Origin of the sequence: Pararhodonellum marinum (genome assembly GCF_015354735.1) — a bacterium.
GTDB lineage: Bacteria > Bacteroidota > Bacteroidia > Cytophagales > Cyclobacteriaceae > Pararhodonellum > Pararhodonellum marinum.
The window spans coordinates 44,632-65,313 of record NZ_JACEFJ010000002.1; the positions used below are offsets into that span (position 1 = coordinate 44,632).

The 20,682-nt window shown below is 44.6% G+C and carries 15 protein-coding genes; 8 read left to right on the top strand and 7 right to left on the bottom strand.

What is annotated here, in order from left to right:
- Positions 1 to 147 precede the first annotated feature (147 nt).
- Entirely contained in the window at positions 148 to 1,563 is a 1,416-nt protein-coding gene (locus tag H1A14_RS03935) for a hypothetical protein (protein ID WP_194774925.1), read from the top strand.
- A gap of 1,767 nt (positions 1,564 to 3,330) precedes the next feature.
- Here the strand turns inward: H1A14_RS03935 and H1A14_RS03940 are convergent.
- The 3 genes from H1A14_RS03940 to H1A14_RS03950 form a co-directional block, all read right to left on the bottom strand.
- Positions 3,331 to 4,038: a gluconate 2-dehydrogenase subunit 3 family protein gene (locus H1A14_RS03940; protein ID WP_194774926.1), complete on the bottom strand. Its 708-nt coding sequence runs from the start codon at positions 4,036 to 4,038 to the stop codon at positions 3,331 to 3,333.
- A gap of 5 nt (positions 4,039 to 4,043) precedes the next feature.
- Entirely contained in the window at positions 4,044 to 5,786 is a 1,743-nt protein-coding gene (locus tag H1A14_RS03945; RefSeq protein WP_194774927.1) for a GMC oxidoreductase, read from the bottom strand.
- Between the two features lie 1,396 nt (positions 5,787 to 7,182).
- The gene (locus H1A14_RS03950; RefSeq protein WP_394355324.1) at positions 7,183 to 7,866 is read right to left on the bottom strand and encodes an arylesterase; all 684 of its coding nucleotides are present in this window, start codon (positions 7,864 to 7,866) and stop codon (positions 7,183 to 7,185) included.
- Between the two features lie 406 nt (positions 7,867 to 8,272).
- Between H1A14_RS03950 and H1A14_RS03955 the strand changes: the two genes are divergently transcribed.
- The gene (locus tag H1A14_RS03955) at positions 8,273 to 8,950 is read left to right on the top strand and encodes an ABC transporter ATP-binding protein (RefSeq protein WP_194774928.1); all 678 of its coding nucleotides are present in this window, start codon (positions 8,273 to 8,275) and stop codon (positions 8,948 to 8,950) included.
- The gene (locus tag H1A14_RS03960) at positions 8,943 to 11,462 is read left to right on the top strand and encodes an ABC transporter permease (protein WP_194774929.1); all 2,520 of its coding nucleotides are present in this window, start codon (positions 8,943 to 8,945) and stop codon (positions 11,460 to 11,462) included. Before H1A14_RS03955 ends, H1A14_RS03960 begins: the two co-directional genes overlap by 8 nt.
- A 100-nt stretch (positions 11,463 to 11,562) precedes the next feature.
- On the opposite strand, the gene H1A14_RS03965 is transcribed toward H1A14_RS03960, so the two are convergent.
- The 3 genes from H1A14_RS03965 to bshC are packed head-to-tail and all read right to left on the bottom strand — an operon-like array spanning position 11,563 to position 14,201.
- Positions 11,563 to 12,048 (bottom strand): hypothetical protein, encoded by a 486-nt coding sequence (locus tag H1A14_RS03965; protein ID WP_194774930.1) that lies wholly within the window; start codon positions 12,046 to 12,048, stop codon positions 11,563 to 11,565.
- Between the two features lie 25 nt (positions 12,049 to 12,073).
- Positions 12,074 to 12,643: a 5-formyltetrahydrofolate cyclo-ligase gene (locus H1A14_RS03970; protein ID WP_194774931.1), complete on the bottom strand. Its 570-nt coding sequence runs from the start codon at positions 12,641 to 12,643 to the stop codon at positions 12,074 to 12,076.
- Positions 12,621 to 14,201 (bottom strand): bacillithiol biosynthesis cysteine-adding enzyme BshC, encoded by a 1,581-nt coding sequence (bshC, locus tag H1A14_RS03975; protein WP_194774932.1) that lies wholly within the window; start codon positions 14,199 to 14,201, stop codon positions 12,621 to 12,623. Before bshC ends, H1A14_RS03970 begins: the two co-directional genes overlap by 23 nt.
- A 295-nt stretch (positions 14,202 to 14,496) precedes the next feature.
- Between bshC and H1A14_RS03980 the strand changes: the two genes are divergently transcribed.
- From H1A14_RS03980 to mnmD, 5 genes are all read left to right on the top strand, one after another.
- Positions 14,497 to 16,695 carry a heavy metal translocating P-type ATPase gene (locus H1A14_RS03980; protein WP_194774933.1) on the top strand — a complete coding sequence of 733 codons (2,199 nt, stop codon included), beginning with the start codon at positions 14,497 to 14,499 and terminating at the stop codon, positions 16,693 to 16,695.
- A gap of 112 nt (positions 16,696 to 16,807) precedes the next feature.
- The gene (locus H1A14_RS03985) at positions 16,808 to 17,014 is read left to right on the top strand and encodes a heavy-metal-associated domain-containing protein (protein WP_194774934.1); all 207 of its coding nucleotides are present in this window, start codon (positions 16,808 to 16,810) and stop codon (positions 17,012 to 17,014) included.
- A gap of 134 nt (positions 17,015 to 17,148) precedes the next feature.
- The gene (locus H1A14_RS03990; protein WP_194774935.1) at positions 17,149 to 18,387 is read left to right on the top strand and encodes a M16 family metallopeptidase; all 1,239 of its coding nucleotides are present in this window, start codon (positions 17,149 to 17,151) and stop codon (positions 18,385 to 18,387) included.
- A 31-nt stretch (positions 18,388 to 18,418) separates the two neighbouring features.
- Positions 18,419 to 18,904 carry a 2-C-methyl-D-erythritol 2,4-cyclodiphosphate synthase gene (ispF, locus tag H1A14_RS03995; RefSeq protein ID WP_194774936.1) on the top strand — a complete coding sequence of 162 codons (486 nt, stop codon included), beginning with the start codon at positions 18,419 to 18,421 and terminating at the stop codon, positions 18,902 to 18,904.
- A gap of 4 nt (positions 18,905 to 18,908) precedes the next feature.
- The gene (gene mnmD / locus H1A14_RS04000; protein ID WP_194774937.1) at positions 18,909 to 19,592 is read left to right on the top strand and encodes a tRNA (5-methylaminomethyl-2-thiouridine)(34)-methyltransferase MnmD; all 684 of its coding nucleotides are present in this window, start codon (positions 18,909 to 18,911) and stop codon (positions 19,590 to 19,592) included.
- Positions 19,593 to 19,599: 7 nt separating this feature from the next.
- Here the strand turns inward: mnmD and H1A14_RS04005 are convergent, their stop codons facing one another.
- Positions 19,600 to 20,583: a dipeptidase gene (locus H1A14_RS04005; RefSeq protein WP_194774938.1), complete on the bottom strand. Its 984-nt coding sequence runs from the start codon at positions 20,581 to 20,583 to the stop codon at positions 19,600 to 19,602.
- Between the last annotated feature and the right edge of the window lie 99 nt (positions 20,584 to 20,682).

Genomic DNA, 20,682 nt, shown 5'->3' on the forward strand with positions numbered 1-20,682 from the left:
CAACAAAATAGTTTCATCATATTAAATTCCTATTTCAGTGATAGTAATGGAAATCCCAGAGAAAACATTTGTGATGGAGGAGGACCATATTTTATTTCAATTTTATATTCCTCCAACAGACAAAATAATGTTCATAATCTAAGGATAATGGCAGATATCCTCAAAAAGAATATAAGTGATCCAGATGGCGACCCAATAGAATCAACATATATAGAAAGATTTGTAGGAACTGTGTCCCCTTGCCAGAATAGCCCGTGTTCCATTCAAATTCCAATTCCTGATTTAGATTTCGTGTGTGCCAATGAATTTTATGAACTGTCAAACGCTTTAGTTGTATTTACACCCAATAATAACAGTAATCTAGCAAACAGTTATAGCTGCGACAATTACAATCCTGCACAATGTTCTGGAGGTTTATCTGTTCCGATAGAAGTTGGGTCACTATCCTATAATTTTGACTATATTTATGAATGCATTGAAGGGGAAGATCCATTGATTTCTTTTTTTCTAACCTCTTTATTCGGTGGAAACCCCACTCAGAGTTATTCAATCAATTGGCAATACACTATAAATCCTGGAAATATTACAGGAACTTCTACTGATTTTAATTTGACAGACGTATCAATTCCAGCAGGAAGTACCTTTTCTGTTAATTTAACAGTGAACCAAGGAACACTTGAGGGAACACCCATTCCTTTAAATGGAAGTGTTCCTGAAGCTTTAACCTACGATGATGTATTTGACCAAGTAACTATTGTCGATATTGATGAAAATATACCCACTGAAACCGGATCTATTGATATCGAATTCAATGATGATGGTGATTTCTTTTATTATTGGTCTTCTTTTGATGATGAGGATTTTTATTCTGAAGAATCTCGAATTGAAGATCTTCCTGAAGGAACCTACAAACTAACCATTGTTGATACCCAGACAGGAACCTGTAGATCAGAGATTTTCAATATAGCAAGAATATTACCTATCGAGCTTGCTAATTTTAACGCTGTTCTTTCTAGTACTTCTAGATTAGCTGAACTTCTATGGTCCACTACCAAAGAATGGGAAAACAGCCACTTTGAAATTGAACGCTCGGATGATGGCGTCAAGGCTTTCCAGAAAATCGGGCAGGTGACAGGTATGGGTTGGTCAGATGAGATCGTGGATTACGCCTTTGAAGACAAAGAACTTCCCCTCCGTTCCGGACCCGTTTATTACCGACTCAAGCAGGTAGACTACAATGGCACCTATGCTTACAGCAAAACCATGATGGTGAGATTGCCCGCAGTTCAGTTCACCCAAGGCGTATGGCGGGCCTATCCCAATCCTTCCAAGGTGGGGGAGAGCTTCCGCATCAGCCTGATGGAATCCACCGCCTACCAAGGCGAGGCCATCACCATGCGCCTCCTCAATAGCCTGACTGCCACCGCACCGCTGACTTTCCAAAACGAAACCGAGCTTAATCAGCACCTCAGCCAGGTCATGCCTTACGCACCCAAAGGATTGCTGATTGTAGAGTTACAGTGGGGGAACAAGGTGGAACACATTAAGGTGATGAGGAAGTAGGGTGTTGAAAATCAGATAAACAGATAAACAGGATATCGGAGAAGGGGCTCGAAGCTGAAATCTTCGTAAATCGTAACCCGTAAATCCAAAATCATAACACGATATCAGAAAAACGGAAAAAACCCGCAGGCAGTAATCTCATAGCTCGGTGGATCCGACAACCCGACAACCGGCCCCCGCAGGTGGGCCATGACAACAAGACAACGGGGATTGGATAATCAGATAAACAGATAATCAGGATATCGGGGAAGGGTCTCGAAGCTGAAATCTTCGTAAATCGTAAGCCGTAAATCCAAAATCATAACAGGGTATCGGAGAAAAAGCTCAAAGCTCAAAGCTCAAAGTAAAGAAGCAGATGACAACCTACCTTAGGTAGGCAGGCACGACAACCGGCCCCCGCAGGTGGGCCATGACAACAAGACAACGGGGATTGGATAATCAGATAAGCAGATAAACAGGATATCGGAGAAGGGGCTCGAAGCCGAAAGTTTCGTAAATCGTAACTCGTAAATCCAAAATCATAACAGGATATCGGAGAAAAAGCTCAAAGCTCAAAGGCTCAAAGAAAAGAAGCAGATGACAACCTACCTTAGGTAGGAAGGCCCAACAACCGGACCCCGCAGGTGGGCCATGACAACAGGGGTTGGATAATCAGATAAGCAGATAATCAGGATATCGGAGAAGGGGCTCGAAGCTGAAATCATCGTAAATCGTAACCCGTAAATCCAAAATCATAACACGATATCGGAGAAAAAGCTCAAAGCTCAAAGCTCAAAGTAAAGAAGCAGATGACAACCTACATTAGGTAGGAAGGCCTGACAACCGGCCCCCGCAGGTGGGCCATGACAACATGACAATGGGGATTGGATAATCAGACAAACAGATAATCAGTATTTCGGAGAAGGGGCTCGAAGCTGAAATCTTCGTAAATCGTAACCCGTAAATCCAAAATCATAACAGGATATCGGAGAAAAAGCTCAAAGCTCAAAGCTCAAAGTAAAGAAGCAGATGACAACCTACCTTAGGTAGGAAGGCCCAAAACCGGCCCCCGCAGGTGGGCCATGACAACATGACAATGGGGATTGGATAATCAGATAAGCAGATAATCAGGATATCGGAGAAGGGGCTCGAAGCTGAAATCTTCGTAAATCGTAACCCGTAAATCCAAAATCCTAACACGATATCAGAAAAACGGAAAAAACCGGCAGGCCGTAATCCCATGGCACTTTGGATCCGACAATCCGACAACCGGCTCCCGCAGGTGGGCCATGACAACATGACAACGGAGGTTGGATAATCAGATAAACAGATAATCAGGATATCGGAGAAGGGGCTCGAAGCTGAAATCATCGTAAATCGTAACCCGTAAATCCAAAATCATAACAGGGTATCGGAGAAAAAGCTCAAAGCTCAAAGCTCAAAGTAAAGAAGCAGATGACAACCTACCTTAGGTAGGCAGGCACGACAACCGGCCCCCGCAGGTGGGCCATGAAAACATGACAACGGGGGTTGGATAATCAGATAAGCAGATAATCAGGATATCGGAGAAGGGGCTCGAAGCTGAAATCTTCGTAAATCGTAACCCGTAAATCCAAAATCATAACAGGATATCGGAGAAAAAGCTGGAAGCTGAAAGCTCAAAGTATAAAGCGAATGACAACTAGACAACAGCCCCCGAAGGTGGGCTATGACAACACGACAACAGCAGGTGAATAAAAAAACCCCGGGTTGTGGTTTTGCAACTTCCCCCAGGGCAAACCCTAATTTTTATCCGATGAGATTCCCTTGTTCATCCCATTCGGCTGTTTTGCCCCGTTCCTCGGGTTTGAGGTAGAGGGCGGTATATTTTTGATCCAAAGTAAACCCGTGCTTTTGCATCACTTCATCGGGAACGCCGTTCCATACATTGGCCTGATTGCCTTTGTATCCCAGGTCTTTGAAACCCATTTCACTGGTATAAAATCCGCAGGTGGTCAAGTCTCTCATCAGATTGAAAAACAGCACCCCATTGCGCAATTCCGGTTTGGCGGTATCTGGAAAAGCAATGTCATCGATGATGGCCATCCTTTCTTTCTCGGAAAGGTCCACAAAGTTTTTCCCAAAACGTTCATCAGATTCATGGTCCAGCCACATCAACCCTCCCCGCATGCGGGTTTGGTAAGCAGGGGCGTCTTTCATCATAAATTCAATAAAATCAGGCACCCCAGCCTCGGTGGCACTGCCGGAAACCTCATCGGCCGGCATGATGATATCCACCAGAATTTCCACCTTCTTTTTCTCCTCTTCCAAGAAAAAAGTCTGGCTTTTCAACCTTTCCAGAATTTCCAATTCCTCTGCGGTTCGGTTGTATTTCCCCCCCTTTCCGATTACAGGCGTATCGGCGAGTTCCTTTTGTTCCGGACTACAGCCTGTCCAAAGCAACCCTGTTCCCAAGGATCCTGCCAACAACAATTTGATGTTTTCCCTTCTGTTCATGGTACTTAGATGTTTTTCTTTTTCAGTTCGCTTACGATAAAATCAGAGGTTCTCCAGGACAAAGCCAGGATGGTCCAAGTGGGATTTTTATCCGCCTGGGAAACGAAAGGACCCCCATCCACCACAAAGAGATTTTTGCAGTCGTGTGCCTGACAGTTGCTGTTCAGGGCTGAGGTTTTGGGATCATTGCCCATTCGGGTGGTCCCCACCTCATGGATGATCAATCCCGGAGCCGCCAACCCATAATTGGTCTCAGGCCCAGGTTTGTTGCCCATCAAAATGCCTCCTGCATTGGTCAGAATTTCTTCAAAGGTATCCTGCATGTGTTTGGCTTGCTTGATTTCGTGGTCGGTCCACTGGTAATGGAATTTCAGGACGGGAATGCCATATTTGTCCACCGTATTGGGATCTATCTCGCAATAGTTGTTGTATTGGGGGATGCTTTCCCCTCGACCGGACATGCCCACCATGCTGCCATAGTATTGACGGATGTCTTTCTTCAGTCCTTCACCGTAGCCTCCATTGGGACTGGGATTGCCGAATTCATCTTTGATGTATTTACGAAGTGTATCCATGCCAAAGCCAAATCCATAGCCAGGCATGCTCATGCCACCCCAATATTCAATGTGGTATCCCCTTGCAAAATCAAGTTTCTGGTTGTCCAGCCACCATGGTGTATAGACGTGCATGCCTCCTACCCCATCCTCATTGTACCGCTCCCTACCCATCAGGTCCGGAATGATGGCCATGCGGTCAGCGCCCGTGCTGTCATGCACATAGCGACCCACCATGCCACTGCTGTTGCCTACCCCATTGGGATGCGTTTTGGAAGTGGAGTTGAGCATGATACGGGCCGATTCACAGGCAGAGGCTCCCAAAACGACCACACGGGCCTTGAGTTTGTATTCCTTCATATCCACCTTGCTGACGTAAGATACGCCCGTGGCCTCACCTTGGTCATTGGTGGTGACTTTGCGCACCATGGCATGGGTGTAGAGTTCTACCTTTCCTTTTTGCATGGCGGGTTTCACCAAACAGGTGCCGGAGGAAAAATCCGCATAGGCCTGACAGCCTCGGTTGCATTGGTTGCAGAAAAAACACACGCCGCGTTCATTGTTGATCGGGCGGGTCAGAATCGATAACCTGGAAGGGATCATTGGAACCTTGACTTTGTCGGCTCCTTTTTTGATAAAATGTTCATGCAACCTGGGCTTGGGTGGCGGCAAAAAGAACCCGTCGGGTTCATTGTACATCCCTTCCTTAGACCCAAAAACCCCGATCAACTTATCGACCCGGTCATAATAAGGCTTGAGATCATCATAGCCAATGGGCCAGTTGTCTCCCAGCCCGTCAATGTCTTTTCTCTTGAAATCATTGGGCCCAAACCGCAGGGAAATCCTTCCCCAGTGATTGGTCCGGCCGCCCACCATGCGGGATCTGAACCACTCAAACTTGGTTCCTTCACCTCTGGTGTAAGGTTCGCCCTCGATGTCCCAGCCACCAATGGCCGCATCAAAATCCCCAAAAGGCCTGATCCGGGTACCTGCTCCCCTTCTTGGAGATTCCCAAGGCCATCGGAGTTGCATGCGGTCCTCTTCCTTGGCAGGATCAAAATCCCCTCCGGCTTCCAATACCGCTACGGAAAGTCCAGCTTCCGAAAGCACCTTGGAAGCCATACCACCACCTGCTCCCGAACCCACAATGATCACATCGTAGGCCTCTTGACTGGCCTTGATCTCAATACTCATGTTTTTTAAATTTTTTTGTTTTGTCAAACAAGTTATATAAAAAATTTTAAAATAAAAAGGTTGGGTATTTTATTTGGAAATGGGTGTCTAGAGTTCGGAGAACAGATTATCGGGATATCAGAAACGGATAAGCAGAAAACTGAAAAACTGAGGATTAGAGAAAAAGCTTGAAGCTCAAAGCTCAAAGGTGAAAGTAGTGTGATGTGAACAGGTTATCGGGATATCAGAAACGGACAAGCTGGAAACAAAAAAATAGGACATCGGAGAATGGGCAGGAAGCCGAAAGCGCAAATGACAACCCGACAACTGGCCCCCGCAGGTGGGCCGTGACAACCCGACAAGGGAAATTGGATAATCAGATAATCAGATAATCAGATAATCAGGATATCGGAGAATGGGCTCAAAACTGGAAGGTCAAAGCCTGAAGGTGAAAGTAGAGTTCGGAGAACAGGATATCGGGATATCAGAAACGGATAAGCAGAAAACAGAAAAACAGAGGATTAGAGAAAAAGCTTGAAGCTCAAAGGTGAAAGTAGAGTGATGTGAACAGGATATCGGGATATCAGAAACGGATATTCAGAAAACAGAAAAACAGAAAATACCCCAAGACCGTAATCCCATGGCATTTGGGTTCCGACAACCCGATAACGGCCCCCGCAGGTGGGCCATGACAACCCGACAACGGAAATTGGATAAACAGATAATCAGGATATCGGAGAATGGGATCAAAACTGGAAGGTCAAAGCCTGAAGGTGAAAGTAGAGTTCGGAGAACAGGAAATCGGGATACCAGAAAACGGATAAGCAGAAAACAGAAAAACTGAGGATTAGAGAAAAAGCTTGAAGCTCAAAGCCCAAAGGTGAAAGTAGTGTGATGTGAACAGGATATCGAGATATCAGAAACGGACAAGCTGGAAACAAAAAAATAGGACATCGGAGAATGGGCAGGAAGCCGAAAGCGCAAATGACAACCTGACAACCGGCCCCCGCAGGTGGGCCATGACAACCCGACAACGGAAATTGGATAAACAGATAATCAGGATATCGGAGAATGGGCTCAAAACTGGAAGTTCACAGCCTGAAGGTGAAATTAGTGTGCGGAGAACAAGATATCGGGATATCAGAAAACGGAGAAGCTGGAAACAAAAAAATAGGATATCGGAGAAGTGACAGGAAGCCGAAAGCGCAAATGACAACCCGATAACCGGCCCCCGCAGGTGGGCCATGACAACCCGACAACTGAAATTGGATAATCAGAAAACTGAAAAACAGGATATCAGTTATTCCATGACCAATTTTTACAAAATCCCCCAGGCCTGTCTACGGTTATTAGCCCCGGGTGGCAACCCTGGAAGAATAGAATTCCCATATGCTTAAACCACAAAACATATTTCGTCTTATAAATGATGTTTTAAATACGACCAAACCGTCTCAAATACGATTTTATGCCCTTCCTCTGTGGGGTGGATCCCATCTGGGAGGTTCAAAGCAGGGTCACCGGCTACGCCTTCCAATAAAAAGGGAATCAAAGTGACCTCCGTTTCCTGGGCAACTTCTGGAAAAATTTTCTGAAATTCATTGGTGTAGGACGAACCCATATTGGGAGGGATCTGCATGCCTGCCAAAAGAATATGGGTATCCGGAAATTTGGTTTGAACGTCTTGGATCATGGCCAAAAGGTTGTTCCGGGTCTCTTCTATAGGGATGCCTCTCAAACCATCATTACCACCAAGTTCCAAAATAAACACAGCAGGTTCTTCCTCCAGAAACCAATCCAAACGGTTTTTACCACTTGCGGTGGTTTCACCACTCAATCCACCGTTGATGACCCGATAAGGTAACCCCATGCTGTCTATTCTTGCTTGGATCAACCCTGGAAAAGCATCTTCTGTATCGATGCCATAGCCTGCCGTGAGGCTATTGCCAAAGAAAAGAATCAATCCCTTTTCCTCTGTTTCAGCTGTTGCTGTCATGTTATCGTCCTCCCGCTGATCTGCAGGTTTGTTTTGACAGGACAGCATGGCAAAGAAAAGTAAGCAGGTTCCTAAAAATAAAGGTATCGAGAGGCTTTTGGTAAACATAGAATTGGAGTCAGTTTCAGTTAAAGAAATGAAATTACTTGTTAAAAAGTTTACTTCCTTGATTCAATCGACTGAATAAATTTTTTCTTACCCAAGAATTAACGATAAATCTGACCAATTCAGTAAAGCATCTCCATATTTCAAGATTTAAGCTTACCTAAAACCTAATGGGATTTTAGATGCTGTATATTCTCGTTTTTCCGAAAACCCAATAGCTTGAAAACTAATGGATTTATACCCGGTATCTACAAATATCCAATATCTATCAATATCTTTATTTGGTACAATATGTTAAAAAAGGCATTGTCAGGTAGAAATTGTCTTATCAAAAAAATTATTTTACCCAAATTAAACCATTCTACCAATAGTAGTTGTTAAACACCTAAATCTCTTCACCTCAACTTTTATGGGCATATTAAGCGTACAGGATGTCAGCAAAACTTACCAAAGTGGCAATCGAAAGCTGACAGTTTTAGATCAAGTTACCTTCGACATACAAGCAGGAGAAAGCATTGCCATCGTAGGGCCTTCCGGTAGCGGAAAAACTACGCTATTGGGCCTTTGTGCTGGTTTGGATACCTCCAGTCAAGGCAGTATTTCTCTGAATGGCCAGCAAATGGAAAATCTCAGTGAAGACCAAAGGGCTGCGCTCAGATCTCAGCATGTAGGCTTTATTTTCCAGAATTTCCAGCTTTTACCCACCCTGACTGCCCTTGAAAACGTGATGGTTCCACTTGAACTCAAAAGACGCAAAGACGCTTCCAAAAAAGCCCTTGAGCTGTTGGAAAAAGTGGGTCTGAAAGATAGGGCCACGCATTATCCCTCGCAGTTATCCGGTGGCGAACAGCAACGGGTGTCCATAGCGAGGGCTTTTGCCAATGAACCGCTCGTGCTTTTTGCGGATGAACCTACCGGGAATCTGGACACAGAAACCGGAGAGATGATTGAAGACCTTATTTTTAACCTCAACAAAGAACAAGGTACTACCCTGATCCTGGTAACCCATGACCGGGAATTGGCCAGGCGGACCGACAGGATCATTCAGATCAAAGGGGGTAAAATTCAGGAGGAAACCCATGCATAATTTCAGCTGGACCTTAAAAATGGCCTACCGGGATTTCAGAAAAAACCGGGTAAAGCTTTTCCTATTTGTTTCCTCCATCATCATCGGCATTGCAGCATTGGTGGGCATCAGTTCATTTGGCGACAACCTCACCAAAGACATTGACCAGCAAGCCAAGGAACTGCTCGGGGCTGATTTGGTCTTAGAAAACAACCAACCCATTGGGGATCTTAGCTTTGATTCTTTGGCAGTAGCACAGGCGGCTGAAGTGAACTTTGCCAGCATGGTTGTATTTCCAAATACAGGTGATAGCCGCTTGACCCAAGTAAGGGCTCTGGAAGGGGATTTTCCTTTTTATGGGACTTTAGAAACCATACCTGAAGATGCCGAAGGGAATTTCAGAAGCGGAGGGAAAAAAGCACTGGTTGAAAAAATCCTGATGGCGCAGTTCAATGCCGAAATCGGTGACAGCATCAAAGTGGGAGAAAGCACCTTTGTCATCGTAGGGGAACTGCAAAAAGTACCCGGTCAGACCGGTATTACGGCCACAGTAGCCCCTGCCGTTTACATCCCAATGGACCATTTGAAAGAAACGGGTTTGGTGCAATATGGGAGCCGGTTGAATTATGCCAAATACTACAAATTGGCAGATGAAGCAGAAGTTGAAAACCTGATCAAACCTTTCAAGGAAGAATGGGAGGAGGCCAACCTCCGGTCCAATACCGTGGAAGACCGCAAGCGGTCCACTGGCAGATCATTCCAGAATCTTACCAACTTCCTTAGCTTGGTGGCCTTTATCGCCCTTTTACTCGGCAGTGTAGGCGTCGCAAGTGCGGTAAACGTATTTGTCAAAGAAAAAATGCCTTCTGTGGCTGTATTGCGCTGTTTGGGGGTAAAAGCCTCCCAAATTTTTTCCATTTACCTTTCACAGATTGTGGTCATGGGTTTGATCGGTTCCGCTCTGGGAGCAGCTTTGGGCACCTTGTTACAGTACATTTTGCCTCAGGTTTTTGCGGATTTTCTTCCTGTAGAGGTTTCTGTACAGGCTTCATGGAGCGCAATAGGATCCGGTATGCTTACTGGTTTAATGATATCGGTTTTGTTTGCCTTACTTCCTATGCTGAAAGTAAGAAAAGTATCCCCCATGGCCACCCTAAGACCCAACGAAGGAGACACCCAACTCCGCAAGGATCCTTTGCGCTGGGTGGTGATGTTTTTGATCCCCTTATTCATTTTTTCCTTTAGCCTTTACCTTTTAAAAGGCTGGCAGGAATCCCTTGGATTTACGGGATTTGTGCTTTTTGCTTTTGGTGCACTTTGGCTGGTGGCGACCGGCATCATGTGGCTGATCAGGAAATTCCTACCGATCAGCCTTAGCTATCCCTTGCGGCAGTCATTGGCAAACCTTTACCGGCCCAACAACCAAACCATTTCTCTGATTGCCACCATTGGCTTGGGTACAGCCATGATCAGCACCTTGTTTTTTATACAAAATCAACTGCTGGATGAGGCACGGTTTGCTGACAAGGAAGACCAACCCAATATGCTGTTCTTTGACATACAGACGCCACAGGTAGCATCCGTGAAGGAGTTGCTGCAAGAACGAAATCTTCCGATCCTGCAGGAAGTCCCCATTGTCACCATGCGGCTGGAATCGATCAATGCGGTCACCAAAAAAATCAACGAGGATCTTCCCGAGGAAGCCAGAAAATCCCGTTCCCTGTATAATCGGGAATTTCGCGTGACCTACCGGGACAGTCTGATCAGTTCGGAGCGATTGATGGCAGGGGAATTGAAGCCAGTAAAGACCCCTGGAGACAGCATTTTTGTATCCTTTGAACAAGGCTATGCTGAAAGAACAGGGATAAAAATGGGTGACGCACTGGTTTTCAATGTCCAAGGCAGATTGATCAAAACCTATGTGGGCAGCATGCGGGATGTGAAATTCAATCAGGTGTCTACCAATTTTCTGGTGATCTTTCCAGAACAAGTGCTTGACAATGCTCCGAAATTCCATGTGTTGATCACCAAAACCAAGAATGACAGAGAATCGGCTGATATCCAAGCCAGCATTGTGCGCCAATTTCCCAACATTTCTGTCATCAGCTTGGGAACCATCGTAGAGACTTTGGAGGAAATCCTTGGAAAAATCAGCTTTGTGATCCAGTTTATGGCTTTTTTCAGTATTGCAACAGGAATTCTGGTCTTGATAAGTTCTCTGATCATCAGCAAATACCAGCGGATGAAAGAAAGCCTATTACTCCGAACATTAGGGGCGGGAATGCCCCTAGTCACCAAAATCAATACATTGGAATATTTCTTTTTGGGAAGTTTGGCGGCTTTGAGCGGTATTTTGCTTTCATTTTTGGCCACAAGTCTGTTGAATCAGTTTGTCTTTCAGCTTCCCTTTAGAGTAGCCCTCCAAGAAGCCATTGTAGTTTATCTGGTCATTACAGGGCTCACCATTTTATTGGGTTGGCTGAATGGCCGCAACATCATGGGCAAGCCTCCTATGGAGATATTGAGGGAATAAAAAAAGTCATCTTCGCCGTTTTGACGAAAATGACTTTTTATGGCAAGTGGACACCTATTGGGTCCATCATTAAAATACTTTTTATTCGATTTGGGCTTGATCAAAAGGTATACCGGATGGACAAAGCCACATCACCGCCCCAGATGCCTGAATAACCTATGATATTGAAGGCAGGTTTCCAGTCAAGCGATAGGTTGATTGGCGCATCGGCAAATTTATAGTCCAATCCGATGATGCCATCAATTCCGACTACCGTATAGGATTGGCCATAATCACCTCCCCAGGGTCTGTTCCTGTTACTTGCAGACCAAGCCCCAACGTGGGCTCCTCCTCCGTAAAACCACCTCAATCCCTGCACTTCAGGAATGTCTTTGTGGATTTCATACAAGCCAGTAATCAAAATTCCTCCCCATCGGGTATATAGCAATCCTTCAAGCGCCGCTTGATCATTCAAAAAATGTTTTACGGTCAAGCCCAAGCCTGTTCCGGCCCTGAGGCCGATGCCTGTGTTGTAATCCTGAGCTTGAGTCTGATTCGAAAATACCATCATCAGGATGGCGAATGCTCCTACTATTAATTTTTTCATAGTGTAAATAAAATTGGTTTAGGCCTCAAAAGTAATATATCCTCTCGGGACTTACACACATATCCAATGGAATATCATGGTCCTCAGGCACAATTCTTTCCATAGGAGGAAAAAAAGAAAGCCCAATTTTGACTGGTTTATTACCTAGAGACTTCAAAAACTGATCATAGTGGCCCTTGCCATATCCCAGTCGGTTACCTTTCAAATCATATGCCAATAAGGGGATAAAGACCACTTGAAGTTGTTGCAGTGAAACTAACTCTATTGGTTCCGGGAACAACATACCCCATTTGCCTTGTCGGAAACCAGCATCAGGATGAAGCGCTACTCCCTCCATGCTTCCTTTCTCCATATCTGTAACTGAGGTGTAGAGCCTTTTCTCCGATTTCCAAAGTTCATGAATGATAGGAAAGGTATCGACTTCCAACAAACGCTCAATGGGTAAAAATATATGAAAATGATGCCAAGAAGGGTTTTCTTTAAGCAGGGAGGCCACCTGCTGGGCAATCTGCTGGCTTTTTTCAAGCCTTTCTGCCTGGGAAAGATCTTGCCTCTTTTGTTTATAGGTCTTCCTAATGGTTTGTTTGTGCTCCATTCAGTTTCAAAATATTGAAGTTGAAATCCAAGGGATCAAATACTTCCATTAGTTGGGAAATAAAAGTGGGGTCTTGTAAATAAAAAGGGAGGAAATTTTCTACCCTTTCCTGAGGGGATCCATTGGGGAAAAGTTGGGCCTTGACCGCTTCCATCCTGTCCAATTCCACCTTGAGATTACGTTCTTCCGCTTTTCTAAATTTTACTGCCATCTGCTCCAATATCTTCATGGCCCTTACTTTTGCGGCGCTGGCAGCTTCCTTGAGTGTTTTATCGATAGGAAATCCTTTTTGACCCAATTGCTCAAATATCCCGGCAAGCACATCTGCTTCCTCCTCTAAGGTCAGGTCATGTTGGGTGTGGGTACTCACAAATTCCTTTTTAAGACTAAGAAAATCCACAAAAAGCTCTTCCTCCTTCAATCCAAGCTGATCTACTTTTCTTTGAATGACTCCGTCAAGCAAAAGGGCAAAATTTCTGGGAAGTATGATGGGAAAATCAATCTTATGGTGGTCAAAAACCGTCTTCAGCTGTAGCCAATAGATCACCTCTGCAGGGCCACCCAAATAAGCTAAATTAGGTAGAATGACTTCCTGATAGAGGGGCCTCATGACCACATTGGGGCTGAATTTTTCTGGATTGGACGAAACGAGGGCAAGTATCTCTTCTCGGTTCCAAGCCTGATCACTGTTCATGACTTTGTAATTCTCTCCCTCTTTGATGATCCTTTCCCGGATCCCTTTATCCATGTAGAAGAAATTGATCTCTCTTGGAAAGATCTGACTTTCATATCCTTCTTTGGCCAACCTTTCTGTTTGTGCATTGACGAGATCATTGGCGGTGTGATTCATCAAGTCTTCCTGTATCATGGGTACAAAGAGCTGTTTCAGGGTATGGTCATTTCCATCCACCACCACCAAACCCTCTGATCCAAACAAAACATCCACATATTCCCTGACTGCCTCAGACAACAGGCGGTTTTTCTGGTAGGCATTTTTAAAGAATTCTGGAATGAAAGAAAGCGATTGAACGAGCTTTTGGAGAGAGGCGTCTAATTCAAAATCTCCTACGGCTCCCTTTTGGTCGGTCTCCCAAGTATATTTTCTACCCTCAAAAGTAAAATGATTGATTTCCGCAAAATCATGGTCTTCAGTCGCCATCCAGTAAACGGGAACAAAATGCGCATCCGGATAAGTAGACTGTAATTTCTTGGCCAAATTGATCGTGCTGACGATTTTGTAAATGAAATACAAGGGGCCTGTAAATAGATTCAATTGATGTCCGGTAGTAACCGTAAAGGTGCGGGAATCTGAAAGGGCTTGGATGTTTTTTTCCACCGCCTCACGAATTTCCAGATGGCCATATTGCTTTTTTAAGGCTTTGACCAATACTTCTCGGTTTGCATGGCTGAATTTTCTTTCATCGATGGCCTTTTCAAAATCTGATAAGTTGGGGGAAAAATGGTAGAAGGGTTTTAGGTTTTCCTTACCTCGAAGGTAATCTAAAAAAAGTGGAGAAAACTGCCCGGTACAGGCTGGCTCAACGGTGGATTTGATCATGAAAGAAGGAATTTTGTCGCCTTAAGGTATATTTTGGATTGTAAACTGGAATACGCTGGCTAAAGTTCGGGATTTTTCTCCAATTACAGGAATGGTTTGGCGACTGTTTGACATGCGGTAAATTGGTTAAACTGTGTGGAATCATAGTTTTTGGGCAATTACAGCGAAGCGATAGGAATGACGTCACTAAAGGCTAACCGTTGAATTCTAACAAAAATTATATGACAGTTTCTCTTGAGAAACCACTTAATTTTGATCTTGAATTGTATTCAGAGGGAATAAGATTTAACAAAAAATGACAGTTAAAAAAGAAATACCGGTCACGGGAATGAGTTGTGCGGCCTGCGCTGTAAGTGTGGAACAAACCCTGTCTCACTTTCCCGGAATAAAAACAGCTTCAGTAAATTATGCTACCCAGGAGGCTTCTGTGGAATTGGAGGATGATAAGGTAAATCTGGAGGCACTTAAAAATGCGGTCCAGAAAAGTGGCTATGATTTGGTTCTGGATGATCTGAACAAAGAAGCACTGGAAGCAAAGCAGCAGCAAGCCTATGCCCGACTGAAGCAAAAAACCCTTTATGCAGGTTTTTTTGCACTCCCGGTTTTTGTCATTGGCATGTTTTTCATGCACATGCCCTATGCCAATGAGATCATGTGGGCACTCACTACCCCTGTCTTGTTGATTTTCGGCCAGGACTTTTTTATCAATGCCTGGAAACAGGCCAAGATGGGCAGGGCAAATATGGATTCCCTTGTAGCCTTAAGTACCGGCATCGCATACCTGTATAGTACCTTCAACACCTTTTTCCCGAGTTGGCTCATGGCCAGAGGACTTCAGCCCCATGTATATTTTGAGGCAGCAGCTGTCATAGTTTTCTTTATCCTTTTGGGAAAATCTTTGGAAGCAGGAGCCAAAGCAGGCACCGGCGAGGCTTTAAAAAAACTTATGGGGCTTCAGCCCAACGACGTGATTGTGCTGGAAGGAGAAAATGAGCTGACCAAAAAAACAGAGGAGGTCATAATTGGGGACCATATTTTGGTAAAACCCGGACAAAAAATCCCCCTTGACGGCCGTGTCTTAAACGGAAAGAGTTATGTCAATGAAAGTATGTTGACTGGAGAACCCCTTCCGATTTTAAAAGAAAGCAATAGCCAAGTATATGCCGGCACCTTGAATCAGGAAGGTAGTTTTGTCTTTGTGGCAGAGGCTACCGGAAGCAATACCCTTCTAGCACAGATCATCCAAAGGGTCAAGCAAGCGCAGGGATCAAAGGCCCCGGTTCAGAAACTTGTGGACAAGATTGCAGGTATTTTTGTTCCCGTGGTTTTGTTGATTTCCCTGATCACCTTGGTAGTTTGGGGGTTGAGTGGAACTGAAGATGCCTGGTTAAGGGGAATGCTCAGCATGATTACGGTATTGGTCATTGCCTGTCCCTGTGCTTTAGGCCTAGCTACTCCTACGGCCATTATGGCCGGTATGGGAAGAGGAGCCACTGAAGGAATTCTCATTAAGGATGCCACTGCCCTGGAACAGGGAAAAGATCTCGATATCATCCTGTTGGACAAAACAGGTACCATCACAGCCGGGCAGCCAAAAGTAATTGCTGCCCATTTCAATGACCAGGCACCAAAAAATATCGGAAATATTCTAGCTGCCTTGGAAAGCAAAAGTGAACATCCTTTGGCCAGATCCATTCAGGAATATTTTTCATCGGGAGAAAAAAAACCTTTGATCGAAGACTTTACCTCAATTACAGGAAAAGGGGTAAAAGGAAGATTTGATCAAAAAACATACGCCATTGGTAGCTTGAGTTGGTTGTTGTCCGAAGGAATGACAAAAGACGAAAGGCTGATCCAAAAAGCCCAGGAATCTCTTGAGCGTGGTGAGATCGTGGTCTATGCCGCCATGGAAGATAAGTTGATTGGTATCTTAAACATCGCTGACCCTATCAAGCCAAATTCAAAGAAGGCGATTCAACAATTACAGCAAATGGGGATAGCGGTGCACATGGTTACCGGAGATCAGGCACCCACTGCCCATCACATCGCAAAAATGGTAGGCATCGAAAAGGTAAAAGCCGATATGCTTCCTGAGGATAAGGCCTCCTACTTAAAATCCCTTCAGGATCAAGGCAATAAGGTAGCCATGGTGGGTGATGGAATCAATGATTCAGAAGCCTTGGCCTTGGCTGACCTGAGCATCGCCATGGGAAAAGGCACAGACATTGCCATGGACGTCGCTCAGATGACCCTAATGCAATCAGACCTTGGGCAACTACCCAAAGCCCTTCAGCTGACCAAAAAAACAATAAGAACCATCCGACAAAACCTGTTCTGGGCCTTTATTTATAACATCATCGGCATTCCGATAGCTGCAGGCGTTTTGTATCCAGCATTTGGCTTTCTGCTCAATCCTATGTTGGCAGGAGCAGCCATGGCCCTAAGCTCGGTATCCGTAGTCAGCAACAGCCTAAGGCTGAAAGGCAAAATATAGCTGATGTGGGATTATTGTTAACCACTAAAATCTGATCTACACTGGAATAAGAAAGCGAACTAAACATTGACAAAAGCAATTGAACCTTTTAGCGAATAAAAATAAAAACAACATGACTACCATTAAGTTAAAAACCAATGTGAAATGTGGTGCCTGTGTCCAGGCCATTTCCCCTCAAATGGAACAATTAGGATTAGAAAGCTGGAATGTAGACCTGCAGGATCCCAATAGAATCCTGACTGCCACAGGAACTGTGACAGAGGCCAGCCTCCAACAAGCACTGCAAAAGGCAGGATATCACGGAGAACCCGTCAAGTAAGAGACCGTATCAATTTAAACCTCTATAACTTGTTGGGTCCAAAATTAATTTGAAATACCGTAAACAGGTTTATTTTGCTATTTTTGAAAAATGGAATAGTTGCTTAGAGGCTGGCTATTCTTTTCAATTACCTTATGATCCCATATCAAAAATTTACTTTGGACAATGGCTTGGAGGTGTTGGTCCACGAAGATCACACCACCAAGATGGCTGTGCTCAACCTGCTCTACAAAGTAGGCTCAAGAAACGAAAATCCCGGAAAAACCGGACTTGCCCATTATTTTGAGCATTTGATGTTCGGAGGGAGCAAGCATGTACCCGTTTTTGACGCTGCTTTGGAAAAGGTAGGGGGAGAGTGCAATGCTTTTACGAATACCGACATCACCAATTATTACATCAGCTTACCGGCAGTAAATTTGGAAACGGCATTTTGGCTGGAATCTGATAGAATGCTCCACCTGAACTTAAGCCCAAAAACCATTGAAACCCAAAGAAAGGTAGTGATCGAGGAGTTCAAACAACGCTATCTCAATCAGCCCTACGGCAATGCCTTTCATTTGGTCAGGGATTTGGCATTTGACACCCACCCCTATCAGTGGCCAACCATAGGCAGGGACATTGATGATATAGAAAATTACCAAAGTCAGGACGTAGAGGAATTTTATTTCACCCATTACCGGCCTGACAATGCGGTGATGGTAGTAGCAGGCGATGTTACGCTTGAGCAGGTCAAGCACTTGTCAAAGAAATGGTTTGGTGATATTCCTTCAGGAAATATGCCCAAGAAATCCATCCCCAAAGAATTGCCTCAGATCAGTAAAAAATCCAAAACGGTGATGGAGGAAGTCCCAACTGACGCACTATATAAAGTCTACCATGTTCCCGGAAGGTTGGAAAGCGGGTATTTGGAAGCTGATTTGATCACAGACATCCTGGGCTTTGGCCGATCCTCCTTTTTGGAGCATCGCTTGGTCAAAAACTCCGACCTCTTTGCCACCGTCAGCGGCTATGTATTGGGGAATGTGGATCCTGGCCTGATGGTCTTTACCGGAAAAATGGAAAAAGGGAGAACTGCAGAAGAGGCTGAAAAGTTGCTTGACGAAACCATTGCCGAATTTATAGATCAACCGATCCCTGAACCTGTGTTGCAAAAAGTAAAAAACCAAGCAGAAGCCATGAAGACCTATGAAACAGTGCAACTGCTCAACAGGGCAATGAGCTTGGCCTACTATGCCCATTTGGGAAATCCTGACCTGTATCAAACAGAATACGTCAAAAAGACCGCCATCAGTGGTGAGCGTATTTCTGAAGCTGCCAAAGCATTTTTGCGTGAAGAAAATGCCACAGTGCTATATTATAAATCCAATACCTAATTCTTTAAAACACATTTTAATTTCCATAGCCATGAACAACATTAGAATCGGAATGGGTTACGATGTACATCAGTTGAAAGAGGGCCATCCTTTTTGGCTGGGTGGCATCCAACTGGCTCATGAAAAAGGAGCAGTAGGACACTCCGATGCAGATGTGCTGATCCATGTGATCTGTGATGCCTTGTTGGGAGCCGCCAACTTGAGGGATATCGGTTACCATTTTTCGGATAAGGATGCCAAATACAAAGGGATTGACAGCAAGATCCTACTCAGGGAAGTCATGGCCCTCCTGAGAAAAGAGGGCTATGAATTGGGTAACTTGGACAGTACCATTTGCCTGCAAATCCCCAAACTGAATCCCCATATCCCGGAAATGAAGGCTTGTTTAGCGAAAGTCATGGAAGTACCTGAAAACAACATCTCCATCAAAGCCACCACAACCGAAAAGCTGGGTTTTGTGGGTAGAGAAGAAGGCGTTTCAGCCTATTGTGTGGCCTTGATTTACCAAAAAAGCTAAGGGTATGGAAAGAAAAGTGAAATTGATCACCACAGAGGATGGCTCCCATTCTTTGTTCGTGCCCGAGCTCAATGAAACCTACCATTCCTTTCACGGCGCCTTTCGTGAATCTTACCACGTGTTTATCCTTTATGGATTGGAGGTTTGGCATGCCAAAAATAGAACAACGGTACCTATCAGGGTTTTTGAAATGGGTTTCGGTACAGGCCTCAATGCCTGGATGGCGCAAATTTGGGCAGAGCAAAATCTGATCCCCATGCTTTACCATACCGTTGAACCTTTTCCTATAGAAAAGGAAATTTATGAGCAGCTCAATTACGCCGAAATAGATGAAGGTTTTTCCCATTATGGACATTTTCTTGAGATGCTCCACGCAGCCCCTTGGGGCATAGGCGAGCCGCTTACTCCTTATTTCAACATGAAAAAAGAAAAGATTACTTTGGAAGAAGTCCAATTGTACCCAAGCGATGTAATTTTTTACGATGCTTTTGCACCAAACAAACAGCCGGAACTTTGGACCAAAGAGATGTTGGAAAAAGTGGTTGAATCCATGAAGGCTGGGGCAGTTTTTGTCACCTACTGTGCCAAGGGGCAAGTGAAAAGGGATTTGGCAGACCTTGGTCTTCACGTAGAAACCATCCCAGGCCCTCCCGGCAAAAAAGAAATGACACGGGCTTGGAAATTCTGAGGATCATTTAATTCCAAACTCTTTCAAAAAAGGCTTGGGCATTTTTGTAGGCCAGCTTTTCCAATTGCTCAGGATTCAACTGGTTTCTTAAATGCGCTAAAATGGAAGGGTATTTACTGGCATTCTCCACATTGGGAAAATAAAAAGGGATCCTACTTCTGTCAGGGAAGCTATGGGTATAAAAAAAATCTGCCCCAAATGCCATTTGATCTTCCAGCCCGTTTTGAAACCCATACATCAGGTGGTCAAAGATGCGCTCTGGGTTTTCGGTATCAAGGAATGCCCGGAGGAAATTGATGCCAATGATCCCTTTTCTATGCAGCACCTCCCTGGCAAATTCATCTGTCAGATTTCTGGGATGTTGCCACAAAGTCCTAAAATTGGAATGAGAAGCGATGACGGGAATTTCCAGGTTCGATTTATCCAGATGATTCAGAATACCTTCTGCCAACAAGTCTGAGGTATGGGAGAGGTCAATGGCTATTTTTCTGCCTGACAGGTAATCCAAAAGCCTTCTGCCATCATCTTTTAGTCCAACTTGGGTATAATTGCCTCCTCCAAAACGGTTTTCTCCATGGTGTGTGAGGCTGATATAGGCCAATTTACCAGTCTTCTCAATCAAACTTTCAAGCTGCTCAAAGGCTGCGTTTATGGATGCCTCCTCGTTGGCCAAACCTGCGGCATTTTCAATCGCAGTGACCAGACCTATTTGATTTTGCTTATCCAGCGTTTTGATAAAATGTAAATCGACGGGAGCCACTTCCTGCGTATGATCGGCCATCACCTGTTGAAAAGCATCAGCCTGCTTCTGCGCAAGGGTCATGCTTTCTGAGGTTACATCCGTGTAGATGGCCAATACCTGAAGCTTGACCCCACCCTGTTTTAGAAAAGGCAAAGCACAGCCGATATCCTCAGTAGCTGTCGCTCGGGCTGTCGGAACTTTGGCGAGGTAAGACAATAAATCACAGTGTAGGTCAACGATGGGTTGCATATTTTCAAACTTCTGATGGCTATCTTACAAAGGAAAACAAAAAGTGAAGGTTTTTTAATACTTTTAAGCTTAGATTTTGTTGTGTATTTGAAAACCTAA

Bases quoted from the DNA above. Each gene is read 5' to 3' on its own strand.
- H1A14_RS03935 (WP_194774925.1), top strand. From the start codon at position 148: ATGGCAGATATCCTCAAAAAGAATATAAGTGATCCAGATGGCGACCCA.
- H1A14_RS03940 (WP_194774926.1), bottom strand. From the start codon at position 4,038: ATGAACAGAAGGGAAAACATCAAATTGTTGTTGGCAGGATCCTTGGGA.
- H1A14_RS03945 (WP_194774927.1), bottom strand. From the start codon at position 5,786: ATGAGTATTGAGATCAAGGCCAGTCAAGAGGCCTACGATGTGATCATT.
- H1A14_RS03950 (WP_394355324.1), bottom strand. From the start codon at position 7,866: ATGTTTACCAAAAGCCTCTCGATACCTTTATTTTTAGGAACCTGCTTA.
- H1A14_RS03955 (WP_194774928.1), top strand. From the start codon at position 8,273: ATGGGCATATTAAGCGTACAGGATGTCAGCAAAACTTACCAAAGTGGC.
- H1A14_RS03960 (WP_194774929.1), top strand. From the start codon at position 8,943: ATGCATAATTTCAGCTGGACCTTAAAAATGGCCTACCGGGATTTCAGA.
- H1A14_RS03965 (WP_194774930.1), bottom strand. From the start codon at position 12,048: ATGAAAAAATTAATAGTAGGAGCATTCGCCATCCTGATGATGGTATTT.
- H1A14_RS03970 (WP_194774931.1), bottom strand. From the start codon at position 12,643: ATGGAGCACAAACAAACCATTAGGAAGACCTATAAACAAAAGAGGCAA.
- bshC (WP_194774932.1), bottom strand. From the start codon at position 14,201: ATGATCAAATCCACCGTTGAGCCAGCCTGTACCGGGCAGTTTTCTCCA.
- H1A14_RS03980 (WP_194774933.1), top strand. From the start codon at position 14,497: ATGACAGTTAAAAAAGAAATACCGGTCACGGGAATGAGTTGTGCGGCC.
- H1A14_RS03985 (WP_194774934.1), top strand. From the start codon at position 16,808: ATGACTACCATTAAGTTAAAAACCAATGTGAAATGTGGTGCCTGTGTC.
- H1A14_RS03990 (WP_194774935.1), top strand. From the start codon at position 17,149: ATGATCCCATATCAAAAATTTACTTTGGACAATGGCTTGGAGGTGTTG.
- ispF (WP_194774936.1), top strand. From the start codon at position 18,419: ATGAACAACATTAGAATCGGAATGGGTTACGATGTACATCAGTTGAAA.
- mnmD (WP_194774937.1), top strand. From the start codon at position 18,909: ATGGAAAGAAAAGTGAAATTGATCACCACAGAGGATGGCTCCCATTCT.
- H1A14_RS04005 (WP_194774938.1), bottom strand. From the start codon at position 20,583: ATGCAACCCATCGTTGACCTACACTGTGATTTATTGTCTTACCTCGCC.